Origin of the sequence: Variovorax sp. PDC80 (assembly GCF_900115375.1) — a bacterium.
Lineage (GTDB): Bacteria > Pseudomonadota > Gammaproteobacteria > Burkholderiales > Burkholderiaceae_C > Variovorax.
The window spans coordinates 397,200-421,066 of record NZ_FOWG01000006.1 but is presented as its reverse complement, the minus strand read 5'-3'; the positions used below and the strand labels follow the sequence as shown (position 1 = coordinate 421,066).

Here is a 23,867-nt window from a genome sequence, read left to right as displayed (position 1 = left end):
CGCGCACCGCGGGCAACGCCCGCTCAGTTGTCGTCTACGCGCACGAAGGACTCGAGCACCTTGACCATGCGTGCTAGCTGCGGGCCGATGTCCTGCTCGAGCAGCTCGCGGCCGAAGCGGCTCGCCGAGCCGCCGACGTTGAAGGTCACGACGTTGCCGTCGGCCTGCCGGATGGCCGCGCCCACGCCGCTGATGTCGCTCTCCCAGCCGCGCACGACCATCGTGAAGCCGCGCTCGCGCCAGTGGGCGAGCGAGGTCTCGATCGCCTGCTGCGTCTGCGGCCAGCGCTCGCGGTCGGCCAGGCGGATCTCGCCCAGCAGCCGCTCGCGCTCTTTCGCATCGAGCGCGCAGAGGTAGGCGTGCCCCATCGCGGACAGCGCCACGGGCAGCCGCGAACCGATGTCCAGGCCCAGCGACAGCGGCGCGCTCGAGCGGCAGTTCTCCACGTAGAGCATCGACAGCCCGTTGCGGATGCCGAGCGACACCGAGGCGTCGTAGCGGTCGGCCAGGTCCTGCATGTAGGGCCGCGCAATGCGCCGCAGCTTGAGGTTCGACACCATCGTGATGCCGAGCGCGACCAGGCTGTCGCCATGCGCGTACTTGCCGGTCTCGCGCGAGTGGCGCAGGTAGCCCGCCACGACGAGGGTGTAGGCGAGGCGCGCGATCGTGGGCTTGGGCAGGCCGGTGCGGCGCGCGAGCTCGGTGCTGGTGAGCCATTTCTCGTCGGGGCCCCAGGCGGCCAGGATGTCCAGCCCGCGCGCCAGCGCGGTCACGAAGCGCGGGCTGTCGGCACCCTCCTCGAAGTCGATCTGCTTGGTGCGGCCCATGCGCTTCTCTCAATTTAATTTCGTTGGACGGAATTATATTTTCAGCAGTTGAAAACGGTTCATGGAATTCCCTATACGAGAGAAACGCGAGCGGAAAGATACTCGCCGTCGTTCGAAAGAACGTTCCATAAATCTAATTCCGCTGAACGAAATTAAAAAGATTCACGCGGAACCCATCCCCACACGCAGGAGACATCTCGTGAAGTTCCATCGCCATCCGGGCCGCCGCGCCACCCTTCTCTCGCTCATCGCCGCCGCGACGCTGGCCGCATGCGGCGGCGGTGGCGGCGATTCGTCGGGCGCCAGCGCCGCGGCGCTGGCCGCCGCGATTGCCGCGCAACAGGCCGGTGCAGGCGGCGCGGGCGCCGGCAATCCCCCGGCACCGCCGCCCCCGGCCGCACCCGAGCCCGAGGAAACGCGTGCGCAGGACGGCCGCCAGTTCACGGTCGACGAGACCAAGCTGCCGTTCGCGGCCATCTCGGGCGCGCCCGACACCGACCGCTGGTGGGGCGTGCTCGAGGGCGCGGGCTACCGCGTCGAAGTGCCGAAGAACTGGAACGGCATGCTCGTGATGTACGCGCACGGCTACGGCGGCACGGGCCCGGTGGTGAGCGTCAGCGATCCCACGATCCGCGCGCACCTGATCGGCCAGGGCTATGCCTGGGCCGCGTCGAGCTACACCAAGAACTACTACGACGTGCGCGCCGGCGTCGAGGACACCAACGCGCTCGCGCTGGCCTTCCAGCGCATCGCCTCGCAGAACGGCCGCACGCTCGATGCGCCGCGCAAGACCTACATCGTCGGCCAGTCGCTCGGCGGCCACGTGGCCGCGGCCGCGGTCGATGCCGAGGCGACGGAGACGGCCAACCACAAGGTGCGCTATGCGGGCGCGGTGCCGATGTGCGGCGTGCTCGGCGACACCGAGCTCTACAACTACTTCGGCGCCTCGCAGATCGCGGCGCAGCAGCTGGCGGGCCTGCCCGTCAACGGCTGGCCCGTGAGCAACTGGAACGACCTGCTGCCCACGGTGCGTGCCGCGCTGTTCACGAGATTCCCGAGCGCGACGACCGCGCAGGGCGAGAAGTACAAGGCCATCGTCAAGAACCTCACGGGTGGCGAGCGCCCGATGTTCGATGCCGGCTTCGCGGGCAGCATGAACGCCACCGTGTGGGGCACCTTCGGCCGCGACGGCACCATCAACGGCATCCTCAACCGCGACGGCTACGACACCACCGGCATCGTCTACCAGCTCGACAACGACCCGGCGCAAAGCCCGGAGGAAGTCACCTTCAACCAGGGCGCCTACCGCCTGCATGCCGACCCCGAGGCCAACCGGCTGCGGCGCGACGGCCTGCGCTGGTTCCCCAAGTCCAATGCGCGCATCGACGTGCCGGTGGTGACCATCCACACGCTGGGCGACGTCTACGTGCCGTTCAGCATGGAGCAGATCTACAAGCGCCGCGCCGATGCGCTGGGCACCTCGAAGTGGCTCGTGCAGCGCGCGATCCGCGGCATCAGCCACTGCGACTTCACGACCGAGGAACAGACCCAGGCCTTCGACGCGATGACGAACTGGGAGCAGAACGGCGTGAAGCCGGCCGGCGACGAGGTGCTCGACGCCGCGACCGTGGCGCGCGCCGACTACGGCTGCAAGTTCTCCTCGGCCAGCCGCGGCGGCTGTCCCGCGCCCTGACGGCGCCGGTGCGGCCCGTCCCGTTCGCGGGGCGGCCGCACCGCCCTTCCCGCTTTCTTCGTTCGCACGTCCTTCCATGAAACAACCCACTCTCACCCGCCGTGCGCTGCACGCCCTGCTGCTGGCCGCCGGCCTCGCCGCCGCTCCCGCCTTCGCGCAGTCCGATGCCTTTCCGGTGCGGCCGATCCGCGTGCTGATCGGCTTCACCGCCGGCGGCTCGACCGACGTGCCCTTCCGCGTGCTGGCCGAGAACGCCTCGAAGATCCTCGGCCAGCCGGTGATCATCGAGAACAAGCCCGGCGCCGGCGGCGTGCTGCCCGCGCAGACCATGCAGGCCACCGCGCCCGACGGCTACACGCTCGCGCAGGTGCCGCTGCCGGTGTTCCGCCTGCCCTACACCACCAAGCTCAACTGGGACCCGGCCAACGACCTGAGCTACGTGATCGGCCTCGCCGGCTATTCCTTCGGCCTGGTGGTGCCCGCCGATTCGCCGATCAAGTCGATGCGCGAGTACCTCGCCTATGCCAAGGCCAACCCGGGCCGCCTGAGCTACGGCACGCCGGGCGCGCTCACCACCTTGCACCTGACGATGGAAGCGATCGCGATCCAGGCCGGCGTGGAGTTCAATCACGTGCCCTACAAGGGCAACTCCGAATCGTTGCAGGCGGTGCTCGGCGGCCACGTGATGTCGGTGGCCGACACGCCGGGCTGGGGCCCCTATGTCGACCAGGGCAAGCTACGGCTGCTGTCGACCTGGGGCGAGCAGCGCTCGAAGAAGTACCCGAACGCGCCCACGCTCAAGGAGTCGGGCATCGACATGGTGCAGGCCTCGCCTTTCGGCCTGGTGCTGCCCAAGGGCGCGAACCCGAAGGTGGTCGCGATCCTGCACGACGCCTTCAAGAAGGCGATGGAGATGCCCAACTACCAGGAGTCGCTCGCCAAGTTCGACATGGAGACCTTCTACATGGACAGCGCGGCCTACAAGCAGTACGCGGTGCGCACCATGAAGACCGAGAAGGCCGTGATCGACAAGCTGGGCCTGGGCACGGCGGCCGCCGCCAAATAGGCGGCCGCCCGCCGGCGCTCAGAACAGGTTGCCGACGTTGAACAGCGTCAGCAGCCCCAGCACGCCGAAGATGACGGCGGCCACGCCGTGCACCAGCCGCATCGAGACCTTGGCCGCGATCTTCTCGCCGAGGAAGACCGCGGGCGCGTCGGCCAGCATCATGCCCAGCGTGGTGCCGATCACGACCTGCACCACGTCGGGATAGCGCGCGGCCAGCGCCACGGTCGCGATCTGCGTCTTGTCGCCCATCTCCGCGAGGAAGAAGGTGATGACCGTGGTGCCGAAGGCGCCGAAACGGCTCTTGGTCTTCGCGGCGTCGTCGTCGATCTTGTCGGGGATCAGCATCCACGCGGCCATGGCCAGGAACGAGGCGCCGATCACCCAGCGCAGGATGTTCGGCCCCATGGCCTGGGCCACCCAGCCGCCGAGCGCGCCCGCGGCCGCGTGGTTGACGACGGTGGCGGTGAAGATGCCCGCCACGATCTGCCAGGGTTTGCGAAAGGTCGCGGCCAGGATGATCGCGAGCAGTTGGGTCTTGTCGCCCATTTCCCCGAGCGCGACCACGCCCGTGGATACGAGTAAGGCTTCCATGATGAAAAGAGAACTCCCTGGGCCAGCGACGCGAAGACCACGCCACTTCCCGGCCCATACCGAGGTGACGTGGTCAAAGGTCTTGCCAGGCTCTAAAGCTGCTCGCGCCATGGCCGAAGGCCAAGTGTGTTGACGCGGGCTCCTGCGTTGCGCAGGTCAGCTACTCCCCAATGACTGAGGGCGCGATCTTAGGGGCGAGCGCCGAATCGCCCTCGTCTTTTCGACGAATGTCCCCGTGTCGAGAGCGAGTTGCATTACCGGGCATGCCCGCTCAGGGCGCGAGCGTGAGCTTGAGGATCTGGTTGCCGTGGTTCGCGCCCACGTAGACGGTGCCGTCGGCGGCCACCGCCACGCCGATCGGGAAGTTGAAGGCGATCGGCGCGCCGGTGCCGTCCTGCAGGGTGCTGATCTCGCCCGCGGGCGTGACCACGCGCGCCACGCCATCCCAGGCGTGGGTCAGGAACACGTTGTCGTGCGCATCCACCGCCACGCCGTACGAATAGCCGAGCTTGGCCGGCGTGGCCACCGTTCCGTCGACCACGCCCGCGCCCGCGTTGCCGTTGGCGCAATCGCCCAGCAGCGTGCTCACCGTGGCGCTGGCCACGTCGATCTTGCGCAGGCAGGGACTGTCGGTGTCGGTGTCGTAGAGCGTCTTGCCATCGCGACTGAGCGCCAGGCCCTGCGGGCGCGCGAACTGGGCGGCCACGCCGACGCCGTCGAGGTAGGCCTGCGTGCCGTCGCCCGCGAGCGTGCTCGTGGTGCCGTCGGGCGCGACCTTGCGCACGCGCTTGTTCTCCGTGTCCGCCACGAAGAGGTTGCCCGCGCTGTCGAGCGCGATGCCGGTGGGGTTGTTGAACATCGCGGTGGCCGGGCTGTCGGCGTATCCGCTGCTGCCGGTGCCGACCCAGGTGCTGGCGGTCGTGGCGCCGGGCGCGATCTTGCTGATGCGATGCTGGTCGCTCACGTAGAGGGTGCCGTCGGCCGCCAGTGCCAGGCCCGCGGGCATGTTCATCGTCGTCCCCGGCGTCACCTCGGCACCGCTGCCGCTGGCGGTGTCGATCCGATAGACGGAGCCATTGCCGCCCATGGCCACGTAGAGCTTCGCGCCGCTCGCATCGAGCGCGAGCTGATAGGGGCTGCTGTAGCTCACGCCCGTCGTCGCCAGCACGGTGGCGACCCAGGGCTTGACCGTCAACGTGGCGGCGTTGCTGGTCACGCTGCCCTTGGCGCCCGTCACCCGCACGCGCAGTTGCTGGCCGCTGTCGGTCAACAGGCTGGCGGCCGTGCGGAAGCTGTCGCTTGTGGCACCGGCGACATCGCTCCAGTGGGCACCGCCGTCGGTGCTGCGTTGCCACTGGTAGGCCGTGGCGTGCACGGCCTGCACCTTCAAGGTGGCGGACACGCCCTGGCCCACGGTGGTGTTCGAGGGCTGCGTCGTGATCGAGGCCGCGGCTGGAGCGGGTGCCGGCGGAGGTGTCTGCGCGGCAGGCGCGGGAGCGGGAGCGACCGGGAAGCCGGCAAAGCCCCCGCCACCGCCGCCCCCCCCGCAGGCCACCAGCACGAGATTCATGACCAGCAACGCGACGGGTGTGCGCGCTGCACGGCAAACGGCAAGACGGGTGTTCATGAGAGGCCTTCCTTCTTTCAAGTGAGTGGATGAGAAGGCCTCCACGGTAGGGATGGCGACACCTGCGATCTAGTGTCGAAGGTCATCGACTTTCGGCGGAAAAAAAGACGCTCAGGCGTGCCTGCGGACGGGCGTCGTTTCGTGTCGCGTCAGCGCTGCGAGGGCCTGCAGCAGCCTGTCGGCCGCCACCGGCTTGAGCAGCACCTGCAGGCCCGCGTCGTGCATCTGCTGCTGCCGCCGCGGCGCGGTTTCCCCGGTGATCAGCAGCACCTGCAAGCCGGGGCCGAAGCGCGCGCGCAGCCGCTGCGCCACGGCCAGGCCGTCGGCGCCATCGGCCAGGCGCACGTCGCACAGCAGCACGTCGACCGGGGCGTTTGCCTGCGCGGCCTGCGCCAGCACGGCCTCGGCTTCGGCCTCGCTGGCCACCGCGTCGATGGCCACGCGATGGGCCTGCAGCAGCCCGGTCACGGCCTGGCGGATCGGCGCCTCGTCGTCGATCAGCAGCACGCGCCGCGGCAAGGGCAGGACGGCGTCGGGGCGCGCGATGGACGGCGCGACACCCGAGGCCGACACCGCCGGCAGCACCATGCGGAAGCGGCTGCCGCGCTGCGGGCGCGAATGCACCTGCAGCGGATGCGCCAGCAGGCGCGAGAGCCGCTGCACGATCGACAGGCCGATGCCCAGCCCCTGCGCGCGATCGCGGCCCGGATTGTCGACCTGGTAGAACTCGTCGAAGATGCGGCCCAGGTGCTCGGGCGAGATGCCGATGCCGGTGTCGCAGACGTCGATCCACACCAGCGGCCCGCGCGCACGGGCGGCCACCACCACGCCGCCGCGCGGCGTGTACTTGAGCGCGTTGTCCACGAGATTCGAGAGCAGCCGCTGCAACAGCTGCGGGTCGCTCAGCACCCAGCACGGCGTGGCGCGCAATCGGAGTTGCAGGTCCCTGCCGGCCGCCTGCGCCGCGAACACGTTGTTGAGCGCGAGGAACAGCGGATTGAGCTCCACCGGCCGGATCCGCGGTGCCACCTCGCCGGCGTCCAGCCGCGAGATGTCCAGCAAGGTATCGAGCGAATCGCCGAGCGTTCCGACCGCATCCATCAGCCGCACCGCGTGGTCCCATTCCTCGCTGCCCTGCAGCTTCTTCTCGATCACCGCACCGAACAGCGCGATCGCATGCAGGGGCTGGCGCAGGTCGTGGCTCGCCGCGGCGAGAAAGCGCGTCTTCTCCTCGCTGGCGCGCTGGGTCGCGGCGATCTGGTGGCTCAGCTGCTCGGCCAGCGCCTCCTTCTCGAAACGCATGGTCAGCGAGGCCGTCAGCAGCCGATGGTGCTGCAGCGCGAAGGTGATCATCACGCACATGTAGAGCAGGCAACCGGTGGCCAGGAACAGGTGCACCGTGTCGCCGCGCCAGGCCAGCGCCAGGGTCAGGCTCGCCATGCTGGGCACGATGAAGCGCGGGATGTTGCGCTTGAGAACCGCCAGCGACAGCGCACCGCCCGCGCAGCCGCCCATCATCATGACGATGACCATGACCCAGAGCCCGAGGTTGCGCCCCGGCGGCACGCACAGCCAGGGCGCGAGGCCCCAGACGCAGGAGCGCAGCAGCACGTTGCGCGCATTGAAGCGCGCCCAGTACTCGGGATGCTCGGCCGCATCGGGGCTGCGCCGGTAGCGCCGGTAGGCGCGTCGCAGCGTCAATGCCAGGTGCAGCGCCATCCACAGCAGCACCTGCCAGCGCCAGGTGGCCACGAACAGGCCGATGCCCAGCGCCTGGGCCGTGAGCATGTCCGCGAGATAGGCGGCCGGCGCATTCGCATGGACCGCCGCCACCTGTTCGCGCAGCACCCGCCGGGCCAGTTCGGGCGGGGGCGCGTCAGTCATCGCGAGCATGCGGGCATCTCCATCGAAGGCCGCATGGCGTGGAGAGCTTACCGAAGGCTGCTGATGAGCTGGGCTCGCGAGCGCATGCCGAACAGCAGCAGCAAGGTGGACACATGGTTCTTGACCGTGCCCTCGGTCAGGTGCGACAGCTGCGCGATCTCCTTGTTCGACTTGCCGGCCAGCAGCCAGTCGAGGATCTCGACCTGGCGCGCATTGAGCTGCGGCTGCGACTCGGCGCGCGCCGGCGTCGTGGGCGCGCTGCTCGAGGTCGTCGAAGGCCGGGCCGGCAGGCCGATCAGGTCGTTGTCCCTCACGTAGCGCAGCACCTCGCCCAGGTGGCCGGTCTTGGGCAGGAAGGCCTGCGCACCGAGCGCCATCGCGCCATGCATCAGCGCATGGCTGTCCTTGCCCGAGAGCACGATCACGGGCGAGGAAGGAAAGGCGCGCCGGAAGCGCACCAGGGTGTCCAGCCCCTGCGAGTCGGGCAGGTCGAGATCGAGCAGCACCAGGTGGTGCGCGGCCTCATGGAGCGCGTAGAGGTGCAAGGCGTCGGCGAGGCAGCGCGCCTCGTACACCGGCACGCTGCCGGTCTCCGCGAGCAGCAGCGCGCGCAGGCCCAGGCGCACCAGCTCATGGTCGTCGACCACCAGGATGCCGCGCGCCGGCAGGGGCAGGCCGGCTTCGCTGCGCAGCGGCGCGGCATGCGGTGACAGGGGTGTGGCGTGGGCCATGGGCGGGCATCTTAGTGCTGCCTCGAGCGAAAAACGAAATGACCAAAGTCATGAAAACCGCTGCTGTGCGGGGAGCGAATGGCGCTGTCGGCAAGGGACTCGCCCTTTGGGATATTGCGCGATCCTCGCTGGTGTCGTCGCCAGTCCTGCTGCACGTCGAAAAGGAGCGACCGCATCGAGGATTCCGGTCTTCTGCGGGCTCATTCGCCACGCAAACGCGCTCACCTACGCAAGAAGAGATAGCTCTTCTGGACGCCTCGGCTCATGAGTGCCGCGCAAAGCGGCCCGCGCTCAGATCGCGATCGAAGGCAGTGCCTGCCCCTGCGCGGAACGTGGTCCCACCACGATGCGCTGCGGCCGCTCCACGCGCGGCAGCGGCTCGGGCAAGGCCTCGGGTGCGGACGCTGTCGTGCCGAGCGCGCCCCACACCGCGGCGAAGCGCACGTCGGCCTCCTTGCGCAGGCGCGCGATCTGTTCGATCTCCTGGGGTGCGACCTTCATGCGGCCGCCGCGCGTTCGCTGGTGCAGCACGTGAATGGCCGCCTGGGCCGCGTCTTCGGCGCCCACCCATGCCGCGAAGGCGGCGTCCCGGTTGTCTTGCATGCTTGTTCCCCAGCGAAGAAGTTGGGCGCAGTCGCAATCATCTACGCCTTGATACACCGTATCGATCGGACCGTGCGTGTTCTGTAGGCCATTGCCGACTCGGCCTGCCGGTGGAGGACTGCCCGCCACCCGCGCCGGGGGCCGATCATTCTTCCGACCAAGACCTCGAGGAAAAAAACCATGTCCCAGCTCAGCGTCGATCTCTACCAAAGCGTCACCGATCCCGAGAAATTCATGGCCGTTCCGTCCGGCACCGATCCCGCCGAACTGACCGGGCCGATGGTGTTCGACCGGGACTACGGGCAGGTGGTGCGCTACCGCCAGGGCTTCGAGTTCGACCCCACGCAGGACTACGCGGGCGCCAACGCCGCCAAGATCGCCGCTGACGTTCTGACCGTCAGGTGGGCGCTCTACCGCCGCGAAGGCTGAGCCCACGCGAGCGGCTCAAGACGTCCCGATCTGACGCGCCTCCGCCTCGATCACGAGGCGGTCGATGCGTTCGTCGGGCAGGTTGACCAGCAGTTCCACGTGCCGGCGGATCGCATGCATGGTCTGCACGAAGGCGTCGTCGCCAAGCTCCGCGCCCGGTGCGCGCGGGTCGGGATGCGACCAGTGCGCCGAGGCGGGCTGGCCGGGCCAGACCGGGCAGGTCTCGCCCGCGGATTCGTCGCAGAGCGTGACCACGAGGTCCATGTGCGGGGCCGAGGCCGCGCCGAATTCTTCCCAGCTCTTGCTGCGCAGTCCTTCGGTCGGCAGACCCGCGCCACGCAGCGCCTCGAGCGTGCGCGGATCGGCCTGGCCGTCGGACGTGGGCGCATGGCCCGCGGAGTGCGCGACGAAGCGGCCGTGGCCCAGTTGGTTGAGCAGCGATTCGGCGATCAGGCTGCGCGCGGCATTGCTGTTGCAGAGGAACAGGACGTGGACGGGATGGCCGGGATTCATGGCGTGGCGCGAGGCCGCGCGTCGCGGCCCGGTTTGTTGCGGACCCGGGCATTGACGCCGCTTCCGATGACGCACGCATGACACCCCCGCGCCGGCGTGTGTAGTGCCGGCGTCACCTTCGCTGCGCACGATGGCGTCTTTCTCCACTTCACCGAAAGTACCGCATGTCCACCGACGCCAAGCTCATCGCCGCCGCCGAACTCGCCGACCACTACATCGAGATCATCCTGTCGGAAGAACCGGCCCTGCTGGTCGAGAAGATCGCCGACCAGGGCGCGAAGGACATCGCCAAGTCGGCCAAGGCGCTGGCCGAGTTCCGCCTGCAGCTCGCGAAGGCGCTGGCCGAGCAGCCGATCCCCGAGTACTTCGAGGAATCGGAAGAGGAAGAAGAGGAGTCGGAGGAAGAATCGGCCGAGGACGGCGAAGAAGCCAAGGATGAGCACGCCGACAAGTAAGCGGCCCGCTCCCGCGCCCCTCAGCCGCCCACGAGGCTGTCGAGCGCCGACGCACGCCGCGCCGCGCCTTCGCGCGCGGCCGGCGCGAATTCGATCAATGCGCCATGCGTCTTCGCGAGGTCCGGCGCCTCGGGCGACGGCGTGGCCGCGGTGTGCAGCACCAGTGCGTACGGCCCCTCGCCGCGCGCGCTGAGCCGCTGCTCCACCGCGCGGCCGATGGGCGTGGCGGCATCCGTCTTCGCGCTGGCGCGCGGCGACGAGAACACCAGCGCGCTGCCACCGAGCGCGATCACGGCCAGCCGCACGCCGCTGCCCGGCAGCGCCACGGCTTCGCCGATATGCACCGCCACCTCGCCATGCCCGTCGCCGAGCAGCGCGCGGTAGCGCTCGAGCGTGGCATCGAGGTCGTGCACCGCGAGCGCGAGGCTGGCGACGCCGAGCGCGCCGTTGGGATGCGTGCGCGCATCGCCCTCGGGCACGCGCAACGCGCGCGGCGTGAGGTCGCCGCACAGAAAAGGCAGGTCGACCGTCGCGGGCCGCGCGGTCTGCCAGCGCAGTCGTTCGCCGTCGGGGCGCACGCGGCCCCCGTCGAGCGGGCCGTCGAGCGTCAGCCCGCGCGCCTTGGACTCCTCGACGGTGATCGCGGTGCTGCGCGGCAGCAGCGCGAAGTCGACGATGCCTTCGCCGTGGCGCTGCAGCAATTGCCACCAGCGCTCCTCGGGCGAGGGCGCGCGCCAGGCGATCAGTTCGAAGTAGCTGCCGTCCTGGAACACCACCAGCGCGTTGTGCGTGGTGCGGCCCGGATGGTCGCCCCCGCGCAGTACCTGGAAGCCGAGCGCCGCGTAGTCGGCGATGGCGCTCTCGAGGTCGTGCACCGCGATGACGATGTGGTCGAGTTTCAATGACATGGTCGTGTGTTCTCCCGTGGGGGGCGTGTGAAGTTCAGGAGGCGGTGCGCGCGGCGCCGTCGCCGCCCAGGTAGGCATCGCGGATGCGCGGGTCGTCGAGCAGCGCGGCGGCCGGGCCCGAGAGCACGATGCGCCCGGTCTGCAGCACGTAGCCGTGGTGCGCGATCTGCAGCGCGAGGCTGGCGTTCTGCTCGACCATGAAGACCGAGACGCCCTGGGCATTGATGCGCGCGATCAGCTCGAGCACCTTGTCCACGTACAGCGGCGACAGGCCCATGGTCGGCTCGTCCATGCAGATGAGCTGCGGGCGGCCCATGAGCGCGCGCGCCATCGCCACCATCTGCTGCTCGCCGCCCGAGAGCGTGCCGGCCTGGAAGGCTATGCGCTCGGCCACGCGCGGGAACAGCTCGAGCATGCGCTCGAGGTCCTCGGCCACCGCGCGGCGGTCGTTGCGCGCGTAGGCACCCATCAGCAGGTTCTCGCGCACGGTCATCGCGGGGAACAGCCGGCGAGCCTCGGGCACCGAGCCGATGCCCTTGCGGATGATCTGCGGCGTGCTCAGGCCCAGCGTCGAGACGCCGTCGAACAGCACCTCGCCCGAACGCGGCTTGAGCAGGCCCAGCACGATCTTCATGGTGGTCGACTTGCCGCTGGCATTGCCGCCGAGCAGGCTCACGATCTGGCCCTTGCGCACCTCGATGTCGAGGTCGAAATGGGCCTGCACCGGGCCGTAGAAGCTGTTGACCTTGCGCAGCTGCAGCAACGGATGGACGGCGGTGCGGGCCACGGGGCCAGCGGGCGGCACGGCCGGCGCGGCATGGTCCTCGTCGCGGCCGTCTCCCCACAACGGCGACGGCGGCAGGCCCGTGCGGGCGACGGTGGCGATCATGCGGGCACCGCCTCGGGCCGTGCCTGGCCCACCTGCCCCACCTGCCGGTGGCCGAGGTAAGCCTCGATCACCGCGGGGTCGTTGCGCACGTCGTCGGGCCGGCCCTCGGCGATCTTGCGGCCGTCGTCGAGCACGGCCACGCGGTCCGACAGCTGCATCACCAGGTCGAGCTTGTGCTCGATCAGCAGGATGGTCTGGCCGCGCGCCTTCAAGCCGCGGATGATCTCGAGCATCTCGGCGGTCTCGCTCTCGTTCATGCCGGCCGTCGGTTCATCGAGCAGCAGCAGCCGGGGCTGGAGCGCGAGCGCGCGCGCGATCTCCACGCGGCGGCGGTTGGCGTACGAGAGGCTGTAGGCCGGGTGATCGATGCGCGGCGCCAGCCGTTCGCCGAACAGCGCGACGATCTCGAGCGCCTCCTGGCGCAGCGTCTCCTCCTCGCGCCGCACGGCGGCGGGCTGCACCAGCGCCAGCGCCAGTTCGGCCAGCGCGCCCAGGCCCGGGACGCCGCCCATGCGCGGCTTCACGGCGCGCAGCCGCGTGTGCGCGCCGACCAGCACGTTGTCGAGCACCGAGAGGTTGGCGAACACGCGCCCATGCTGGAAGGTGCGCGCCAGGCCGCGCGCGGCGAGCTGCTGCGCGGGCAGGCCCGTGATGTCCTGCCCCTCGAACAGCACCTGCCCTGCGTCGGGCCGGTCCAAGCCGGTCACGAGGTTGAAGAGCGTGGTCTTGCCGGCCCCGTTGGGGCCGATCACGCTGAGCAGTTCGCCCTCGTCCACGTGCAGGTCGACCGCGTTCACGGCCGTGAGGCCGCCGAAGCGGCGCACCAGGCCGCGGATCTCAAGCAGCGATGGCATCGCCCGCTTCCTGCGGCGCGGTGGCGGCCTGCGCCTTCGAGTTCACGAGCTTGACCTCGGCGCGGATGCTCTGCGGGTTGCGCAGCAGGTTGAGGATCGGGCAGTTGCGCTCCACCGCCTCGAACAGCGCGTCGATCTCGGCTTGGCTCGCGGGCGAATCGATGTGCACCGTGTAGCCGATCTGGTGCGGCCAGATCGGCGTGCTCTCGTGGCCCGGCTTGCCGCCGCGCGGATCGATGATGCCGGTGACCTCGACCTCGAGGCTTTCGAGCGGCACCTGCCGCTCGGCCGCCTGGATCAGGAAGATGTGCGTGACGCAGGTGCCGAGCACGCCGAGCTGCAGCTCGGGCGAGCTCGGGCCGAGGTCGTAGCCCGCGAAGTTCGGCGGGCTGTCGCTGATGACCTGGTGGTCGCGGATGCGCAGGCGGCGCACGCCGCTGCGGCCCTCGGCCTTGACGCTGGCCTTCAGTTGCAGCGGCTGCGCGCTGCCCGCGTCGACGGCGGCATTGCGCGCCAGCACGGCGGCGCGCTTCTCGGCGAGGTAGTCGTTGAGATGGCTCATGGTGTGTGGTTCTTTCTTCAGACGGTGCCCAGCAGGCCTTGCGGGCGGAAACGGATCAGCAGCAGCAGCGCGACGCCATAGATCAGCATGCGGTACTCGGCGGTGACGCGGAACAGTTCAGGCAGGCTCACGAGCGCGACCGCGCCCAGCAACGCGCCGCTGATGTTCCCGAGCCCGCCGAGGATCACCATGGTGAGCGCCAGGATCGAGATCTGCGAGCCGAAGGTCTCGTGGTTGATGTACGAGTACATGTGGGCCGTGAAGGCGCCGCTCACGCCGGCCGCGAAGCCGCCGAAGCCGAAGGCCAGTGCCTTGTAGCGATCGGGGCTCACGCCGTAGGCGCGCGCGGCCACCTCGTCCTCGCGCACCGCGCGGAAGGTGCGGCCCAGGTGCGAGCCCAGCAGCCGCCACTGCAGCAGCGCGAGCAGCACCATGGCGCCGAACGAGGCCCAGTAGATCGCGCCGTTCGACGAGGCATCGCGCCCGAACAGCGACAGCGGTGGTATGCCCGAGACGCCGATCGGCCCGCGCGTGAGGCTCTCCCAGTTGAGGATGGTGAGCGCCACGATCTCACCGATGCCCAGCGTGGCGATCGACACGTAGTGGCCGCGCAGCCGGAAGGCCGGGAAGATCAGCGCGGTGCCGATCAGCGAGGTGAGGATGCCCGCCAGCACGATGCCCGTGCCCACCGGCAGGTGCGGGTCGAGCACCAGCAGCGAGGACGCATAGGCGCCGATGGCCAGCAGCCCCGCATGGCCGAGCGAGATCTGGCCCACGGTGCCCGCCACCAGCGTGAGGCTCAGCGCCAGCGCGGCATAGAGCCAGGCGTTGGTGAGCGTCTGCAGCAGGTAGGGCGAGGGATCGAACAGCGGCAGCAGCACCGCGGCGGCGAACAGCGCCACGAGCAATCGGCGCGGCACGTGCCAGGGTTTGCTCGGCGCGATGAAGGTGCCGGTCAGCGGCTCGGGCGGCAGCGCGCGCTTGCGGCCGAACAGGCCGTTGGGCTTCCACACCAGGATCGCCAGCAGCAGCGCGAAGGCGAACAGGTTGCGGTAGGGCGTGCCCAGCAGCGCCACGCCGTAGCTCTCGATCAGCCCCAGCAGCAGGCTGCCGACGATGGCGCCCGGCACGTTGCCCACGCCGCCAACCACCGTGGCCACCACGCCCTTGAGCGTGGCCTGGAAGCTCATGGCAGGGCTGATGTTGTTGTAGTACATGCCCACCAGCAGGCCCGACAGCCCGCCGAGCGCGGCCGCGATCGCGAACACGGTCTGGTTCACGCGGTCGACGTCGACACCCATCTGCTGCGCGGCATCGCGGTCCTGCGCGGTGGCGCGCACCGCCCAACCGAGCTTGGTGAAGCGCAGGAAGCCGAACAGCACGGCCGCGCTCGCGAGGCCGATGCCCGCGATCAGCAGGTCGAGCGCGCCGATGGTGCCGCTGCCGACCTGCAGCCGCCAGTCGGGCAACGCCGTGGGCAGCGCGCGCGGGTCGGGGCTGAAGACCAGCTGCACCAGGATGTCGAGCACGAAGCTGATGCCGATGGTGGCCAGGAGCGGCGCGATGCGCGCCGCGCCCTGCAGCGGGCGCAGGCCCACGCGCTCGATCAGCATGCCGAGCGCGCCCGAGCCCAGCACCACCAGCGCGATCGTCACGGGCAGTGGCGTGTGCAGATAGGTGATCGAGGCCCAACCGATGTAGGCGCCGACGGTGTAGACCGAGCCGTGCGCGAAGTTGATCAGGTGCGAGACGCCGAAGATCAGCGCCAGCCCGACCGCCAGCAACGCATAGATGTTGCCGATGATCAGGCCGTTGACCGTGTAGTCGAAGAAGGAGCCGAAGTTCATCGAAGGACCGCCCTCTCCTCACGGAAAGGCGCGCCGTGCGCGAGCACGCTCATTGGGTCGAGGCCAGCGCCGCCTTCTCGTCGAGCTGCGCCCACTTGCCGTCCTTCACCACCAGGTTCACGCTCTTCACGCCGATCACGCGGCGCGTCTGCGGATCGAAGCTGGTCTTGCCGAAGATCACGCTGGGCACGTCCTTGATCTTGTAGAAGGCATCGCGCACGGCCTTGCGGTCGGCATTGGGTCCGGCCTGGCGCAGCGCAGCTGCCGCATACACCACGGCGTCGTAGGCATAGGCGTTGAAGGCGTCGGGTTCCTTGTCGTACCTGGCGCGGAAGCTCTTCACGAAGTCGCGCACCTCGGCGCGCGGCTCCTCGGGGAAGAAGGCGGTGTTGGTGTGGATGCCGTTGACCGCGGCGCCACCGAGCTCGATGAACTTGGGCGAGTAGACCGAACCCACCGCCGCGATCGGCTGCTTCAGGCCCACGCTGCGCACCTGGCCCGCGATGAGCGCGCCGTCGGGGTAGTAGGAGATCAGCACCAGGCCGTCGGGGTTGGCGTCGCGCACGCGCACGAGCGTGGAGCGGAAGTCCTTCTCGTCGGGCTGGTAGCCCTCGGCGATGGCGAGCTGCGCGCCGCGTTCCTGCGCGGCCTTCACCAGCACGTCCTTGCTGGTGCGGCCCCAATCGGTGTTGAGATAGAGCACCGCGATGCGCTTGAAGCCCAGCGTCTTGACCGCGAGGTCTGCCAGCAGCGGCTGCGCGTCGGCCTGGCTGATCGACGGGCTCCAGATGTAGTCGCCGCCCTTGGTGAAGTCGGGGTGCGAGTTGGTGAAACCCAGTTGCACCAGGCCCGCGCGCTGGTAGATCGGCGAGGCCGCCATCGAGGCCGGGCTCGAGAAGTCGCCGAGCTCGATCAGCACGCGCTTGTCGTTCACGAGCTTCTGCGCGATCGCGACCGACTGGCGCGGGTCGCTCTGGCTGTCCTCGAAGTTGTAGGCCAGCGGCCGGCCATGGATGCCGCCCTGCGCGTTGATGTGCTCGAGCGCGAGGTCGAAGCCCGCCTTCCACTGCGCACCGTACTGCGCGTTCTGGCCCGTCAGCGGCCCGCTGACGCCGAACCAGACGGGCTCGCCGCTGGCCGGCGCGGCCAGGACGGGTGCGGACAGCGCGAAGGCGGCGCCGGCCAGCGACAGCGCGGCGATCCGGCGCAGGAAGCGTTGGCGGGAGATCGGTGTTGGCATGGTGTGGGGGTCCCGGGGCATGAAGATCAGGCCGGCCATTCTTCGCGTTGCCCGTGGCCGCTGGAACGAAAAAAAGCGCTGCGCGATATGCGTTTTCCGAGCAAGGCATGGCGCACTCTTCGCGCTCTTGCAGGCCGGACATATGCATGACTGAAAACATTCGTTGGATAGGCGCGGACCGCGCTCGGACACTCGCCGCTTCGAATATTCCGGTGGAGAAGCCCTGATGACCGACTCTCTTTCCTCGCGCCTGCCGCCTTCGCGCCGCAGCGTCCTTCAAGCCGGCGCCGCTGCCGCCGTCGTGGGCTCCGCGGCCCTGCTCGGCGCCTCGGCCTGGTCGCAGCCGCGCAAGCTGACCTTTGCCTGGAGCCAGGCCGGCTTCTGCCTCGCGCCCGTGCCGGTCGCGCTGGAGCGCGGCTTCTTCGAGAAGAACGGGCTCGATGTCGAGCTGCTGAACTGGGCCGGCTCGTCCGACCAGATGCTCGAGGCATTGGCCACCGGCAAGGCCGATGTCGGCGTGGGCCTGATCCACCGCTGGGTCAAGCCGCTGGAAGCCGGCTTCGACGTGAAGGTGGTCGGCAGCGTGCACGGCGGCTGCCTGCGGCTGGTGGGCGCCAAGGCCGCCGGCGTGACCACCGAGCTCGCGAGCCTCAAGGGCAAGACCATCGGCGTGTCGGACCAGAACAGCCCGGCGCGCCAGTTCTATGCGATCCATCTCGCGAAGAAGGGCATCGACATCGACAAGGACGTCGACTGGCGCGTCTATCCGGCCGACCTGCTCGACATCGCCGTGAAGAAGGGCGAGATCCAGGCCATTGCCGATGGCGACCCGAACGTCTACCTGATCGAGAAGCGCAACCCCGGCGTCTTCACCGAGATCGCCAACAGCGCCAAGGGCGAGTACGCCGAGCGCCTGTGCTGCATCGTCGGCGCGCGCGGCGAGTTCGCGCGCAACGACAAGCCGCGCGCCGCCGCCACCGTGCGCGCGCTGGCGCAGGCCTCCGACTACGTGGCCGAGAACCCGAACGAGTCGGCGCGCATCTATGCCAAGTACGCACCCAAGGTCGCGGTGGAAGACCTGCAGAAGCTGTTCACCGAGCTGACCTACAAGCACCATCCGGCGGGCAAGGCGCTGCGCAACGAGGTGGAGGCATTTGCGACGGACTTCCGGAATGCGGGGATTCTGAAGAAGAGCACGGACGTGGTTCGGTTTGCGAACCACGTGTCGTTGGACGTGCTGGCTTGAGGGCTACAGGCCGATCAGGAATTCTCCGGCCGTGGTCGCGCAGTGCTCGAAGTCCGGCGCGTAGTCCAATGTCGCGATGGCATCGAACGCGGCGCGCAAGCCGGCATGCGGTTGCCGGATCTGTCCGAGAAAGGCGTCCCGGTGGCGCAGCAGGAACGGTGCCGCCGGCAGAAGGTCTAGAGGCTCGCGTTCGATCACGAGTGCAAGGTCGAACAGGTCGCGCGCCGTGACCCGGTCGCCGCGGTGGTACATCTTCTTGGCGATGATCTCGGCGGCCGTCTCCACCTTCACCTGTCGGCCGCCGATGTGCCAGATTTCCCAGGCCTTGTCCGGCAGCAGATTGGGAGCGGCCACGAAGTCGACCTCGCCCTCCTCGAACTGCAACTTGACGAAGGCGCCCGGCTGCTCGGTGTAGTCCTGCGTCAAGTCCGCCGCCGTGTCGCTCAACCGAGGCGTGACATAGCCGAGGTATTGCGGATCGGGCACGAAGATATCGATGTCCTTGCTCAGCCGATGACGGTAGCGGAACATCAGCACGGTCCCGCCGCCCAGGGTCCAGAACGGATCGACGATGCCACCGTACCGGCCGATGTCGTCGAGCAGCGTCAGCGCCCGCGCGAACAGTGCCTCCCAGGGACCGTTGGACAGCGGCCTCGGCTTCATGCCCATAGCGCCCGCCGGTGCACGGACAAGGACTCCGCGAGCTTCGCCACGTTGCGCCAGACCTGCCGCGGCGGCAGGTGCGCGCGCGAGGCGGTTTCCTCCACGGCCATCACGACGACGGGAACGGGCGCTTCATCGAGCAGATGGGTCAGGTGCGCGGTGAATGGCGGCGGCACGTCGCCGCTCGCCAGGACCTTCTCCAGGGTTTCGGGCCCGAGTTCGCGCGCGTAGCTGACGCTGGCCGTCTTAGCCGCCATCCACAGGCCACGCTTCTTGCGACGCGCCAGCGTATCCGGCGCGGGGCTGTCCAGCCCCAGCACCGCCATCACCTGGCCCACGCGGTTGACGCCCAGGTCGCTCAGCGCACCGTTCTCCAGGCCGACCAGGGTCTGCCGCGACAGGCCGCTCAGGTGCGCCAGCTGAGACTGGGACAGGCCCAGCTCAGTGCGCCTGGCGCGTACCGCGTGGCCGATGTCGATCAGGTTCATTGCGAGACTCGGATCCGGAAGATGTCAAAAATATTAGACATTTTATTCGCCTCGAAGACAGCCAACAAGAGCCACACGAGCGCCGGCCGGATTCTTCGCGTACCGCTGGGTGTCACGCCGTGCGGGTGGGGCGGCGTGACGACCAAAGAGAAATTACTCTTGACAATGTACGGCTTATTGCCGTACATTTTCGAAGGAGATTCTTGCCATGCCCACCAGCCCACCCCGAACCGAACGCGTCGAAGCCCGCATTGCGCCGGAGGTGCTGGAGATCGTCCGCCGCGCGGCCGAGATCGAAGGCCGCAGCGTCAGCGACTTCCTCGTCGGCGCCGCGCAGGAAGCGGCGCGCCGCACCATCGAGCAGATGCAGATCATCCGCCTGTCGATGGAGGAGCAGCAGCGCTTCGCCGCTCTCCTGCTGACGCCGCCCGAATTGCCTCCCGCGATGGCACGCGCCGCCAAGGCCCACAAGAAACTGATCGCGCCTTCGCAGTGACGGGGCGTTTCCGCATCGAGGTGCTCGGGGCCGAGCATGACCGTGCCGGCTTTGCATGCGGCAGCGATCCGCTCGATCGGTATGTGCGGGAGCAGGCCACGCAGGACCAACGCCGCCGCACGAGCGTGTGCTATGTCGCGGTCGATGAGCAGTCGGGCGCCATTGCCGGGTACTACACGCTCGCCGCCAGCAGCATTCCGCTCACGGACCTCGACGCGCCGATAGCCAAGAAACTGCCGCGCTATCCCTCGGTCCCCGTGGCACGGCTCGGCCGTCTTGCGGTGAGCCTAGCTTTCCAGGGGCGGCAACTTGGCGCCGCGCTACTGTGGGATGCGGGGCAGCGCGCGATGCAATCGGGCATGGGAGTCTTTGCGCTGGTCGTCGATGCCAAGGACGAAGTCGCGGCCAGGTTCTACCGCCATCACGGATTCATTCCCTTCAGCAGCAACCCGCTGAGCTTCGTTCTTCCCATCGCCACGCTCGCCAAGAAAAGCTGATTGCGCGGGCCGAAGCTTCGCAAGGTATTCCGGCCTCTTCCGAGGGTGAGCGCGGCCACCCTTCCCTCTCTTTTCCGCATATCCACATGCGCAAAGAGCGCATGCAACCCATGCGAACTTTCCTAGCATCGGGCGCAGCATCCATTCCACCCAGCGCGCCCGCGCTCCCACGCCATGTCCTCCGTGCTTGCCGCCGAACGGCCGACCGTTGCCGAACCTTCTTCCGTTGTCCCGTTCAGGATCGCCGCGATCGACGCATCGCTCGGCGCCGAGGTCACAGGCCTCGACGCCACGCGTCCGGTGCCGGCTGCGCAGGTGCGTGCGCTCAAGGAGGCGCTGCTCGACCGGCATGTACTCGTGCTCAAGCAGCAGCGGCTCGACGACGCGCAGTTCGAGCGCCTCGCGAGCTACTTCGGCGCCGTGTTCCGTCCGCCGTCGAACGTGCCGGTGCTGGGCTCCGATCCCTACGGCGGCAACACGCCCGACATCGTGCGGGTGTCGAACGTCGATGGCGGCGTGCTCGGCCATGACGAGCTCGCGGCGCATGCCGACCACCACTGGACGCCGGTGCCGTCCTCGGGCTCGCTGCTCTACGGCATCGAGGTGCCCTCGGAGGGCGGCGACACCACCTGGTACAACCTCGCGGCCGCCTGGGACGAGCTCGATGCCGGCACCCAGCGCGAGATCGAGCACCTGCGGCTCGTCACCTACAACCCCTTCCTGCGCAAGCTCAAGCCGCTCACCACCGGCTTCCCGCTCTACCGCACGCCCGACATCACGCCGCTCGAGCCCTTCGAGGTGCATCCGCTGGTGCGCACCCATCCCGACAGCGGCCGCCGCGTGCTCTACCTGGGCGCGCGCACCGAGGTCGAGATCGTCGGCGTCGATCCGCAGTACGGCGCCGCGCTGATCGCGCGCCTGCGCCAGCACCTGCTGCAGCCGCGCTTCGCCTACACGCACCGCTGGAGCGTGGGCGACATCGTCTACTGGGACAACCAGGCGACGCTGCATGCGCGCAGCGCCTTCGACAACGGCGAGCGCCGCGTGCTCAAGCGCATCAGCCTCTCGGGCAGCCGCCCGTACTGACACCGCCACCGGCCCTCCCCAAGCGCACCGCCATGCGCGCCACCGCCCCGCGCGGCGGCGCGCGCGCGAGCCAGCCATGCCCCTTCCCCGCCGTCCCATCCTGCTGAACGCGTTCGACATGAACACGCCCAGCCACCTGACCCACGGCCTGTGGCGGCATCCGCGCGACCGCGCCACCGACTACAAGCGGCTGCCCTACTGGCTCGACCTCGCGCGCGCGCTCGAGCGCGGGCTGTTCGACGGCCTGTTCCTCGCCGACGTGACCGGCGTCTACGACGTCTGGGGCGGCAGCCCCGAGGCCGCGCTGCGCCACGGCATCCAGGTGCCGATCAACGACCCGGCCGTGCTCGTGAGCGCGATGGCCAGCGTCACGCGCCACCTGGGCTTCGGCATCACGGCCACCATCGCGGCCGAGGCGCCGCATGCCTTCGCGCGCCGCATGTCCACGCTCGACCACCTGAGCGAGGGCCGCATCGGCTGGAACATCGTGACCGGCTTCCTCGACAGCTCGGCGCGCGCGCAGGGCGCGGCCGCCGCCACCGGCCACGACCGGCGCTACGACCTGGCCGACGAATTCATGACGCTGGTCTACCGGCTCTGGGAAGAGAGCTGGGACGACGACGCGGTGATCGCCGACCGCGCGCGCGGCATCTATGCCGACCCCGCGCGCGTGCGCGCCATCCGTCATGCGGGCGACGGCTGGCGTCTCGATGCGGTACACCCCTGCGAGCCTTCGCCGCAGCGCACGCCGCTGCTGTTCCAGGCCGGCGCCTCGGCGCGCGGCACGGCCTTCGCGGCGCGCCATGCCGAGGTGGTGTTCGTGCCCAACCAGGGCCTGGCCGCCACCGCGGCCGTGGTGCGCAAGCTGCGCGCGGCGCTCGCCGAGGCCGGGCGCGATGCCGACGCGGTGCGCTTCGTGACCACGCTGCTGGTCGTGACCGCTCCCACCGAAGCCGAGGCCCGCGCGCGCTACGAGGAGTACCGCCGCTACGCGCAGCCCGAGGCCGGCCTGGTGCAGTTCAGCAGCGCGATCGGCCACGACCTCTCGCGCCATGGCCTCGACGACGCCATCGGCGGCGGCAGCGCCGATGCGATCCAAAGTTCGGTCGCTTCGCTCAAGGGGCCCGGCGGTGCGCCGCTGACCCCGCGCGCGCTGCTCGCGCAGATGCCGCTGGGCGCGCGCCATGCGCCCGTGGTCGGTACGCCCGCACAGATCGCCGACACCATCGAGGCCTGGGTCACCGAGGCCGGCATCGACGGCTTCAACCTCGTGCGCACCGTGAGCCCCGAGGGCCTCGAGCATTTCGTCGACCTCGTGGTGCCCGAGCTGCAGCGCCGCGGCCTGCACAAGCGCGCCTATGCCGAAGGCAGCTGGCGCGAAAAGATCTTCGGTCCGGGCCGCGCCCGGCTGCCGTCCTCCCACACCGGGGTGCGGCGTCGCACTTCCGCATCGCCATGACAGCTCCCTCCTCCGTCTCCACCGGCCCGGTCCACGTCGTGCGCGACGATGCCGAGGCCCTCGCCATCGCGCGCCGCCTCGCGGCCGACTTCGCCACCGGCGCCTCCGAGCGCGACCGGCAGCGCCGCCTGCCTTTCGAGGAGGTCGAGCGCTTCTCGGCCAGCGGCCTGTGGGGCATCACGGTGCCGCGCGCCTTCGGCGGCGCCGCAGTCTCGCATGCCACGCTGGCCGAGGTCACGGCGCTGATCTCCGAAGCCGACCCCGCGCTCGGCCAGATTCCGCAGAACCACTACTGCCTGGTCGACGCCGTGCGCCTGATCGGCGACGCGCAGCAGCAGAAGTTCTTCTTCCGCGAGGCGATCGAGGGCCGGCGCTTCGGCAACGCGGTGTCGGAAAGCGGCACCGCCAACGCCAAGGTCGTGACCGCGCGGCTGCGCGCCACGCCCGAGGGCCTGCGGCTCGACGGCCGCAAGTTCTACTGCACCGGCGCGCTGTTCGCGCACTGGGTGCCTGTCGCGGCCAAGGACGAGCAGGACAACCAGGTGCTGGTCTACGTCGCGCGCGAGGCGCCGGGCCTCGAGGTCGTCGACGACTGGAGCGGCTTCGGCCAGCGCACCACCGCGAGCGGCACGGTCACGGCCGACAACGTGGCGGTCGGCGCGCTGCAGGTGCTGCCGCGCGCGCAACTGTTCGAGCCGCCGACCATCCACGGCCCGTTCGCGCAGCTCCTGCACGCGGCCATCGACCTCGGCATCGGCCGCGCCGCCATGGCCGACCTGCACCACTGGGTGCGCGAGCGCGCGCGGCCCTGGCCCGACAGCGGCGTGGCGCGCGCGGCCGACGATCCGCTCACGCTCGCGCGCATCGGCCGGCTGGTGATCCAGCAGCATGCGGCCGAGGCGCTGCTCGAACGCGCGGGCCGCGCGCTCGACCGTGCGCGCGACGAGCCCGGTGCCGAACACGTGACCGAGGCCTCGATCGCGGTGGCCGAGGCCAAGGTGCTGAGCACCGAGTTCGCGCTCGAGGCCGCCACCGCACTGATCGAGCTCGCGGGCACGCAGTCCACGCTGGCCGAGCACAACCTCGACCGCCACTGGCGCAATGCGCGCACCCACACCGTGCACGACCCGGTGCGCTGGAAGCCGCATGCAGTCGGCAACCACTGGCTCAACGGCGCCAGTCCGCAACGCCACGCCTCGATCTGATTCCTCAT

Annotated in this window: 25 protein-coding genes and 1 riboswitch; of the genes, 10 read left to right on the top strand and 15 right to left on the bottom strand. The window is 69.6% G+C overall.

Features of this window, described 5'->3' with window-relative positions; all coding sequences use genetic code 11:
• Positions 1–23: 23 nt before the first annotated feature.
• On the bottom strand, positions 24–827 hold the full coding sequence (locus BM109_RS19840; protein WP_093345911.1) for an IclR family transcriptional regulator: 804 nt from the start codon (positions 825–827) through the stop codon (positions 24–26).
• Positions 828–1,026: 199 nt separating this feature from the next.
• Here BM109_RS19840 and BM109_RS19835 point away from each other — a divergent pair, with 199 nt between their 5' ends.
• Together BM109_RS19835 and BM109_RS19830 are read left to right on the top strand one after the other, a co-directional pair.
• A complete protein-coding gene (locus BM109_RS19835) occupies positions 1,027–2,520 on the top strand; it encodes an alpha/beta hydrolase family protein (RefSeq protein ID WP_093345909.1) in 1,494 nt (497 codons plus the stop codon).
• Between the two features lie 76 nt (positions 2,521–2,596).
• Complete coding sequence (locus tag BM109_RS19830; RefSeq protein ID WP_093345906.1) at positions 2,597–3,586, top strand: tripartite tricarboxylate transporter substrate-binding protein; 990 nt, start codon at positions 2,597–2,599, stop codon at positions 3,584–3,586.
• Between the two features lie 18 nt (positions 3,587–3,604).
• Here BM109_RS19830 and BM109_RS19825 read toward each other — a convergent pair whose 3' ends face one another.
• The 5 genes from BM109_RS19825 to BM109_RS19805 form a co-directional block, all read right to left on the bottom strand.
• Entirely contained in the window at positions 3,605–4,177 is a 573-nt protein-coding gene (locus tag BM109_RS19825; protein WP_093345903.1) for a TMEM165/GDT1 family protein, read from the bottom strand.
• Between the two features lie 11 nt (positions 4,178–4,188).
• A riboswitch (yybP-ykoY riboswitch) is annotated at positions 4,189–4,358 on the bottom strand.
• Between the two features lie 90 nt (positions 4,359–4,448).
• Entirely contained in the window at positions 4,449–5,804 is a 1,356-nt protein-coding gene (locus tag BM109_RS19820; RefSeq protein ID WP_093345901.1) for an NHL repeat-containing protein, read from the bottom strand.
• A gap of 111 nt (positions 5,805–5,915) precedes the next feature.
• Positions 5,916–7,688 carry an ATP-binding response regulator gene (locus BM109_RS19815; RefSeq protein WP_093346191.1) on the bottom strand — a complete coding sequence of 591 codons (1,773 nt, stop codon included), beginning with the start codon at positions 7,686–7,688 and terminating at the stop codon, positions 5,916–5,918.
• A gap of 47 nt (positions 7,689–7,735) precedes the next feature.
• Complete coding sequence (locus BM109_RS19810) at positions 7,736–8,419, bottom strand: response regulator transcription factor (RefSeq protein ID WP_093345898.1); 684 nt, start codon at positions 8,417–8,419, stop codon at positions 7,736–7,738.
• A 291-nt stretch (positions 8,420–8,710) separates the two neighbouring features.
• Positions 8,711–9,022, bottom strand: coding sequence for a hypothetical protein (locus BM109_RS19805; protein ID WP_093345896.1), 312 nt, complete (start codon positions 9,020–9,022; stop codon positions 8,711–8,713).
• Positions 9,023–9,202: 180 nt separating this feature from the next.
• Between BM109_RS19805 and BM109_RS19800 the strand changes: the two genes are divergently transcribed.
• On the top strand, positions 9,203–9,451 hold the full coding sequence (locus BM109_RS19800) for a hypothetical protein (RefSeq protein WP_093345893.1): 249 nt from the start codon (positions 9,203–9,205) through the stop codon (positions 9,449–9,451).
• A 15-nt stretch (positions 9,452–9,466) separates the two neighbouring features.
• Here the strand turns inward: BM109_RS19800 and BM109_RS19795 are convergent, their stop codons facing one another.
• Entirely contained in the window at positions 9,467–9,964 is a 498-nt protein-coding gene (locus tag BM109_RS19795) for an arsenate reductase ArsC (RefSeq protein ID WP_093345891.1), read from the bottom strand.
• Between the two features lie 164 nt (positions 9,965–10,128).
• Here BM109_RS19795 and BM109_RS19790 point away from each other — a divergent pair, with 164 nt between their 5' ends.
• On the top strand, positions 10,129–10,419 hold the full coding sequence (locus tag BM109_RS19790) for a hypothetical protein (RefSeq protein WP_177239394.1): 291 nt from the start codon (positions 10,129–10,131) through the stop codon (positions 10,417–10,419).
• A gap of 20 nt (positions 10,420–10,439) precedes the next feature.
• Here BM109_RS19790 and BM109_RS19785 read toward each other — a convergent pair whose 3' ends face one another.
• From BM109_RS19785 to BM109_RS19760, 6 genes are read right to left on the bottom strand one after another with little or no spacing between them, the layout of a single operon-like run.
• Positions 10,440–11,327 carry a VOC family protein gene (locus BM109_RS19785; protein WP_093345889.1) on the bottom strand — a complete coding sequence of 296 codons (888 nt, stop codon included), beginning with the start codon at positions 11,325–11,327 and terminating at the stop codon, positions 10,440–10,442.
• Between the two features lie 34 nt (positions 11,328–11,361).
• Positions 11,362–12,216 carry an ABC transporter ATP-binding protein gene (locus BM109_RS19780; protein WP_093345886.1) on the bottom strand — a complete coding sequence of 285 codons (855 nt, stop codon included), beginning with the start codon at positions 12,214–12,216 and terminating at the stop codon, positions 11,362–11,364.
• A complete protein-coding gene (locus BM109_RS19775) occupies positions 12,213–13,070 on the bottom strand; it encodes an ABC transporter ATP-binding protein (RefSeq protein WP_093345883.1) in 858 nt (285 codons plus the stop codon). Before BM109_RS19775 ends, BM109_RS19780 begins: the two co-directional genes overlap by 4 nt.
• Entirely contained in the window at positions 13,054–13,632 is a 579-nt protein-coding gene (locus BM109_RS19770; RefSeq protein ID WP_093345881.1) for an OsmC family protein, read from the bottom strand. The genes BM109_RS19775 and BM109_RS19770 overlap by 17 nt, the downstream gene beginning before the upstream one ends.
• Positions 13,633–13,649: 17 nt before the next feature.
• Entirely contained in the window at positions 13,650–15,479 is a 1,830-nt protein-coding gene (locus BM109_RS19765) for an ABC transporter permease (protein WP_093345878.1), read from the bottom strand.
• Between the two features lie 49 nt (positions 15,480–15,528).
• Positions 15,529–16,719 carry an ABC transporter substrate-binding protein gene (locus tag BM109_RS19760; RefSeq protein WP_093346189.1) on the bottom strand — a complete coding sequence of 397 codons (1,191 nt, stop codon included), beginning with the start codon at positions 16,717–16,719 and terminating at the stop codon, positions 15,529–15,531.
• A 226-nt stretch (positions 16,720–16,945) separates the two neighbouring features.
• Here BM109_RS19760 and BM109_RS19755 point away from each other — a divergent pair, with 226 nt between their 5' ends.
• Complete coding sequence (locus BM109_RS19755) at positions 16,946–17,965, top strand: ABC transporter substrate-binding protein (protein WP_093345876.1); 1,020 nt, start codon at positions 16,946–16,948, stop codon at positions 17,963–17,965.
• 3 nt (positions 17,966–17,968) lie between these two features.
• Here BM109_RS19755 and BM109_RS19750 read toward each other — a convergent pair whose 3' ends face one another.
• Complete coding sequence (locus BM109_RS19750; RefSeq protein ID WP_093345873.1) at positions 17,969–18,634, bottom strand: nucleotidyl transferase AbiEii/AbiGii toxin family protein; 666 nt, start codon at positions 18,632–18,634, stop codon at positions 17,969–17,971.
• A complete protein-coding gene (locus tag BM109_RS19745) occupies positions 18,625–19,116 on the bottom strand; it encodes a helix-turn-helix domain-containing protein (protein WP_093345871.1) in 492 nt (163 codons plus the stop codon). The genes BM109_RS19750 and BM109_RS19745 overlap by 10 nt, the downstream gene beginning before the upstream one ends.
• A gap of 208 nt (positions 19,117–19,324) precedes the next feature.
• Between BM109_RS19745 and BM109_RS19740 the strand changes: the two genes are divergently transcribed.
• The 5 genes from BM109_RS19740 (at position 19,325) to BM109_RS19720 (ending at position 23,859) form a co-directional block, all read left to right on the top strand.
• On the top strand, positions 19,325–19,612 hold the full coding sequence (locus BM109_RS19740) for a type II toxin-antitoxin system TacA family antitoxin (RefSeq protein WP_093345868.1): 288 nt from the start codon (positions 19,325–19,327) through the stop codon (positions 19,610–19,612).
• Positions 19,609–20,109 (top strand): GNAT family N-acetyltransferase, encoded by a 501-nt coding sequence (locus BM109_RS19735; RefSeq protein WP_093345866.1) that lies wholly within the window; start codon positions 19,609–19,611, stop codon positions 20,107–20,109. The genes BM109_RS19740 and BM109_RS19735 overlap by 4 nt, the downstream gene beginning before the upstream one ends.
• Before the next feature lie 174 nt (positions 20,110–20,283).
• Positions 20,284–21,195, top strand: a complete 912-nt coding sequence (locus BM109_RS19730) for a TauD/TfdA dioxygenase family protein (protein ID WP_093345863.1) — start codon at positions 20,284–20,286, stop codon at positions 21,193–21,195.
• Between the two features lie 76 nt (positions 21,196–21,271).
• The gene (locus tag BM109_RS19725) at positions 21,272–22,654 is read left to right on the top strand and encodes an LLM class flavin-dependent oxidoreductase (protein ID WP_093345861.1); all 1,383 of its coding nucleotides are present in this window, start codon (positions 21,272–21,274) and stop codon (positions 22,652–22,654) included.
• Positions 22,651–23,859 (top strand): SfnB family sulfur acquisition oxidoreductase, encoded by a 1,209-nt coding sequence (locus BM109_RS19720; protein ID WP_093345858.1) that lies wholly within the window; start codon positions 22,651–22,653, stop codon positions 23,857–23,859. Before BM109_RS19725 ends, BM109_RS19720 begins: the two co-directional genes overlap by 4 nt.
• Positions 23,860–23,867 lie beyond the last annotated feature (8 nt).

Coding starts and splice junctions, on each gene's coding strand:
- BM109_RS19820 (WP_093345901.1), bottom strand. CDS start 5,804: ATGAACACCCGTCTTGCCGTTTGCCGTGCAGCGCGCACACCCGTCGCG.
- BM109_RS19745 (WP_093345871.1), bottom strand. CDS start 19,116: ATGAACCTGATCGACATCGGCCACGCGGTACGCGCCAGGCGCACTGAG.
- BM109_RS19810 (WP_093345898.1), bottom strand. CDS start 8,419: ATGGCCCACGCCACACCCCTGTCACCGCATGCCGCGCCGCTGCGCAGC.
- BM109_RS19740 (WP_093345868.1), top strand. CDS start 19,325: ATGCCCACCAGCCCACCCCGAACCGAACGCGTCGAAGCCCGCATTGCG.
- BM109_RS19725 (WP_093345861.1), top strand. CDS start 21,272: ATGCCCCTTCCCCGCCGTCCCATCCTGCTGAACGCGTTCGACATGAAC.
- BM109_RS19730 (WP_093345863.1), top strand. CDS start 20,284: ATGTCCTCCGTGCTTGCCGCCGAACGGCCGACCGTTGCCGAACCTTCT.
- BM109_RS19795 (WP_093345891.1), bottom strand. CDS start 9,964: ATGAATCCCGGCCATCCCGTCCACGTCCTGTTCCTCTGCAACAGCAAT.
- BM109_RS19765 (WP_093345878.1), bottom strand. CDS start 15,479: ATGAACTTCGGCTCCTTCTTCGACTACACGGTCAACGGCCTGATCATC.
- BM109_RS19770 (WP_093345881.1), bottom strand. CDS start 13,632: ATGAGCCATCTCAACGACTACCTCGCCGAGAAGCGCGCCGCCGTGCTG.
- BM109_RS19780 (WP_093345886.1), bottom strand. CDS start 12,216: ATGATCGCCACCGTCGCCCGCACGGGCCTGCCGCCGTCGCCGTTGTGG.
- BM109_RS19790 (WP_177239394.1), top strand. CDS start 10,129: ATGTCCACCGACGCCAAGCTCATCGCCGCCGCCGAACTCGCCGACCAC.
- BM109_RS19785 (WP_093345889.1), bottom strand. CDS start 11,327: ATGTCATTGAAACTCGACCACATCGTCATCGCGGTGCACGACCTCGAG.
- BM109_RS19825 (WP_093345903.1), bottom strand. CDS start 4,177: ATGGAAGCCTTACTCGTATCCACGGGCGTGGTCGCGCTCGGGGAAATG.
- BM109_RS19840 (WP_093345911.1), bottom strand. CDS start 827: ATGGGCCGCACCAAGCAGATCGACTTCGAGGAGGGTGCCGACAGCCCG.
- BM109_RS19830 (WP_093345906.1), top strand. CDS start 2,597: ATGAAACAACCCACTCTCACCCGCCGTGCGCTGCACGCCCTGCTGCTG.
- BM109_RS19720 (WP_093345858.1), top strand. CDS start 22,651: ATGACAGCTCCCTCCTCCGTCTCCACCGGCCCGGTCCACGTCGTGCGC.
- BM109_RS19775 (WP_093345883.1), bottom strand. CDS start 13,070: ATGCCATCGCTGCTTGAGATCCGCGGCCTGGTGCGCCGCTTCGGCGGC.
- BM109_RS19800 (WP_093345893.1), top strand. CDS start 9,203: ATGTCCCAGCTCAGCGTCGATCTCTACCAAAGCGTCACCGATCCCGAG.
- BM109_RS19760 (WP_093346189.1), bottom strand. CDS start 16,719: ATGCCAACACCGATCTCCCGCCAACGCTTCCTGCGCCGGATCGCCGCG.
- BM109_RS19755 (WP_093345876.1), top strand. CDS start 16,946: ATGACCGACTCTCTTTCCTCGCGCCTGCCGCCTTCGCGCCGCAGCGTC.
- BM109_RS19815 (WP_093346191.1), bottom strand. CDS start 7,688: ATGACTGACGCGCCCCCGCCCGAACTGGCCCGGCGGGTGCTGCGCGAA.
- BM109_RS19805 (WP_093345896.1), bottom strand. CDS start 9,022: ATGCAAGACAACCGGGACGCCGCCTTCGCGGCATGGGTGGGCGCCGAA.
- BM109_RS19750 (WP_093345873.1), bottom strand. CDS start 18,634: ATGGGCATGAAGCCGAGGCCGCTGTCCAACGGTCCCTGGGAGGCACTG.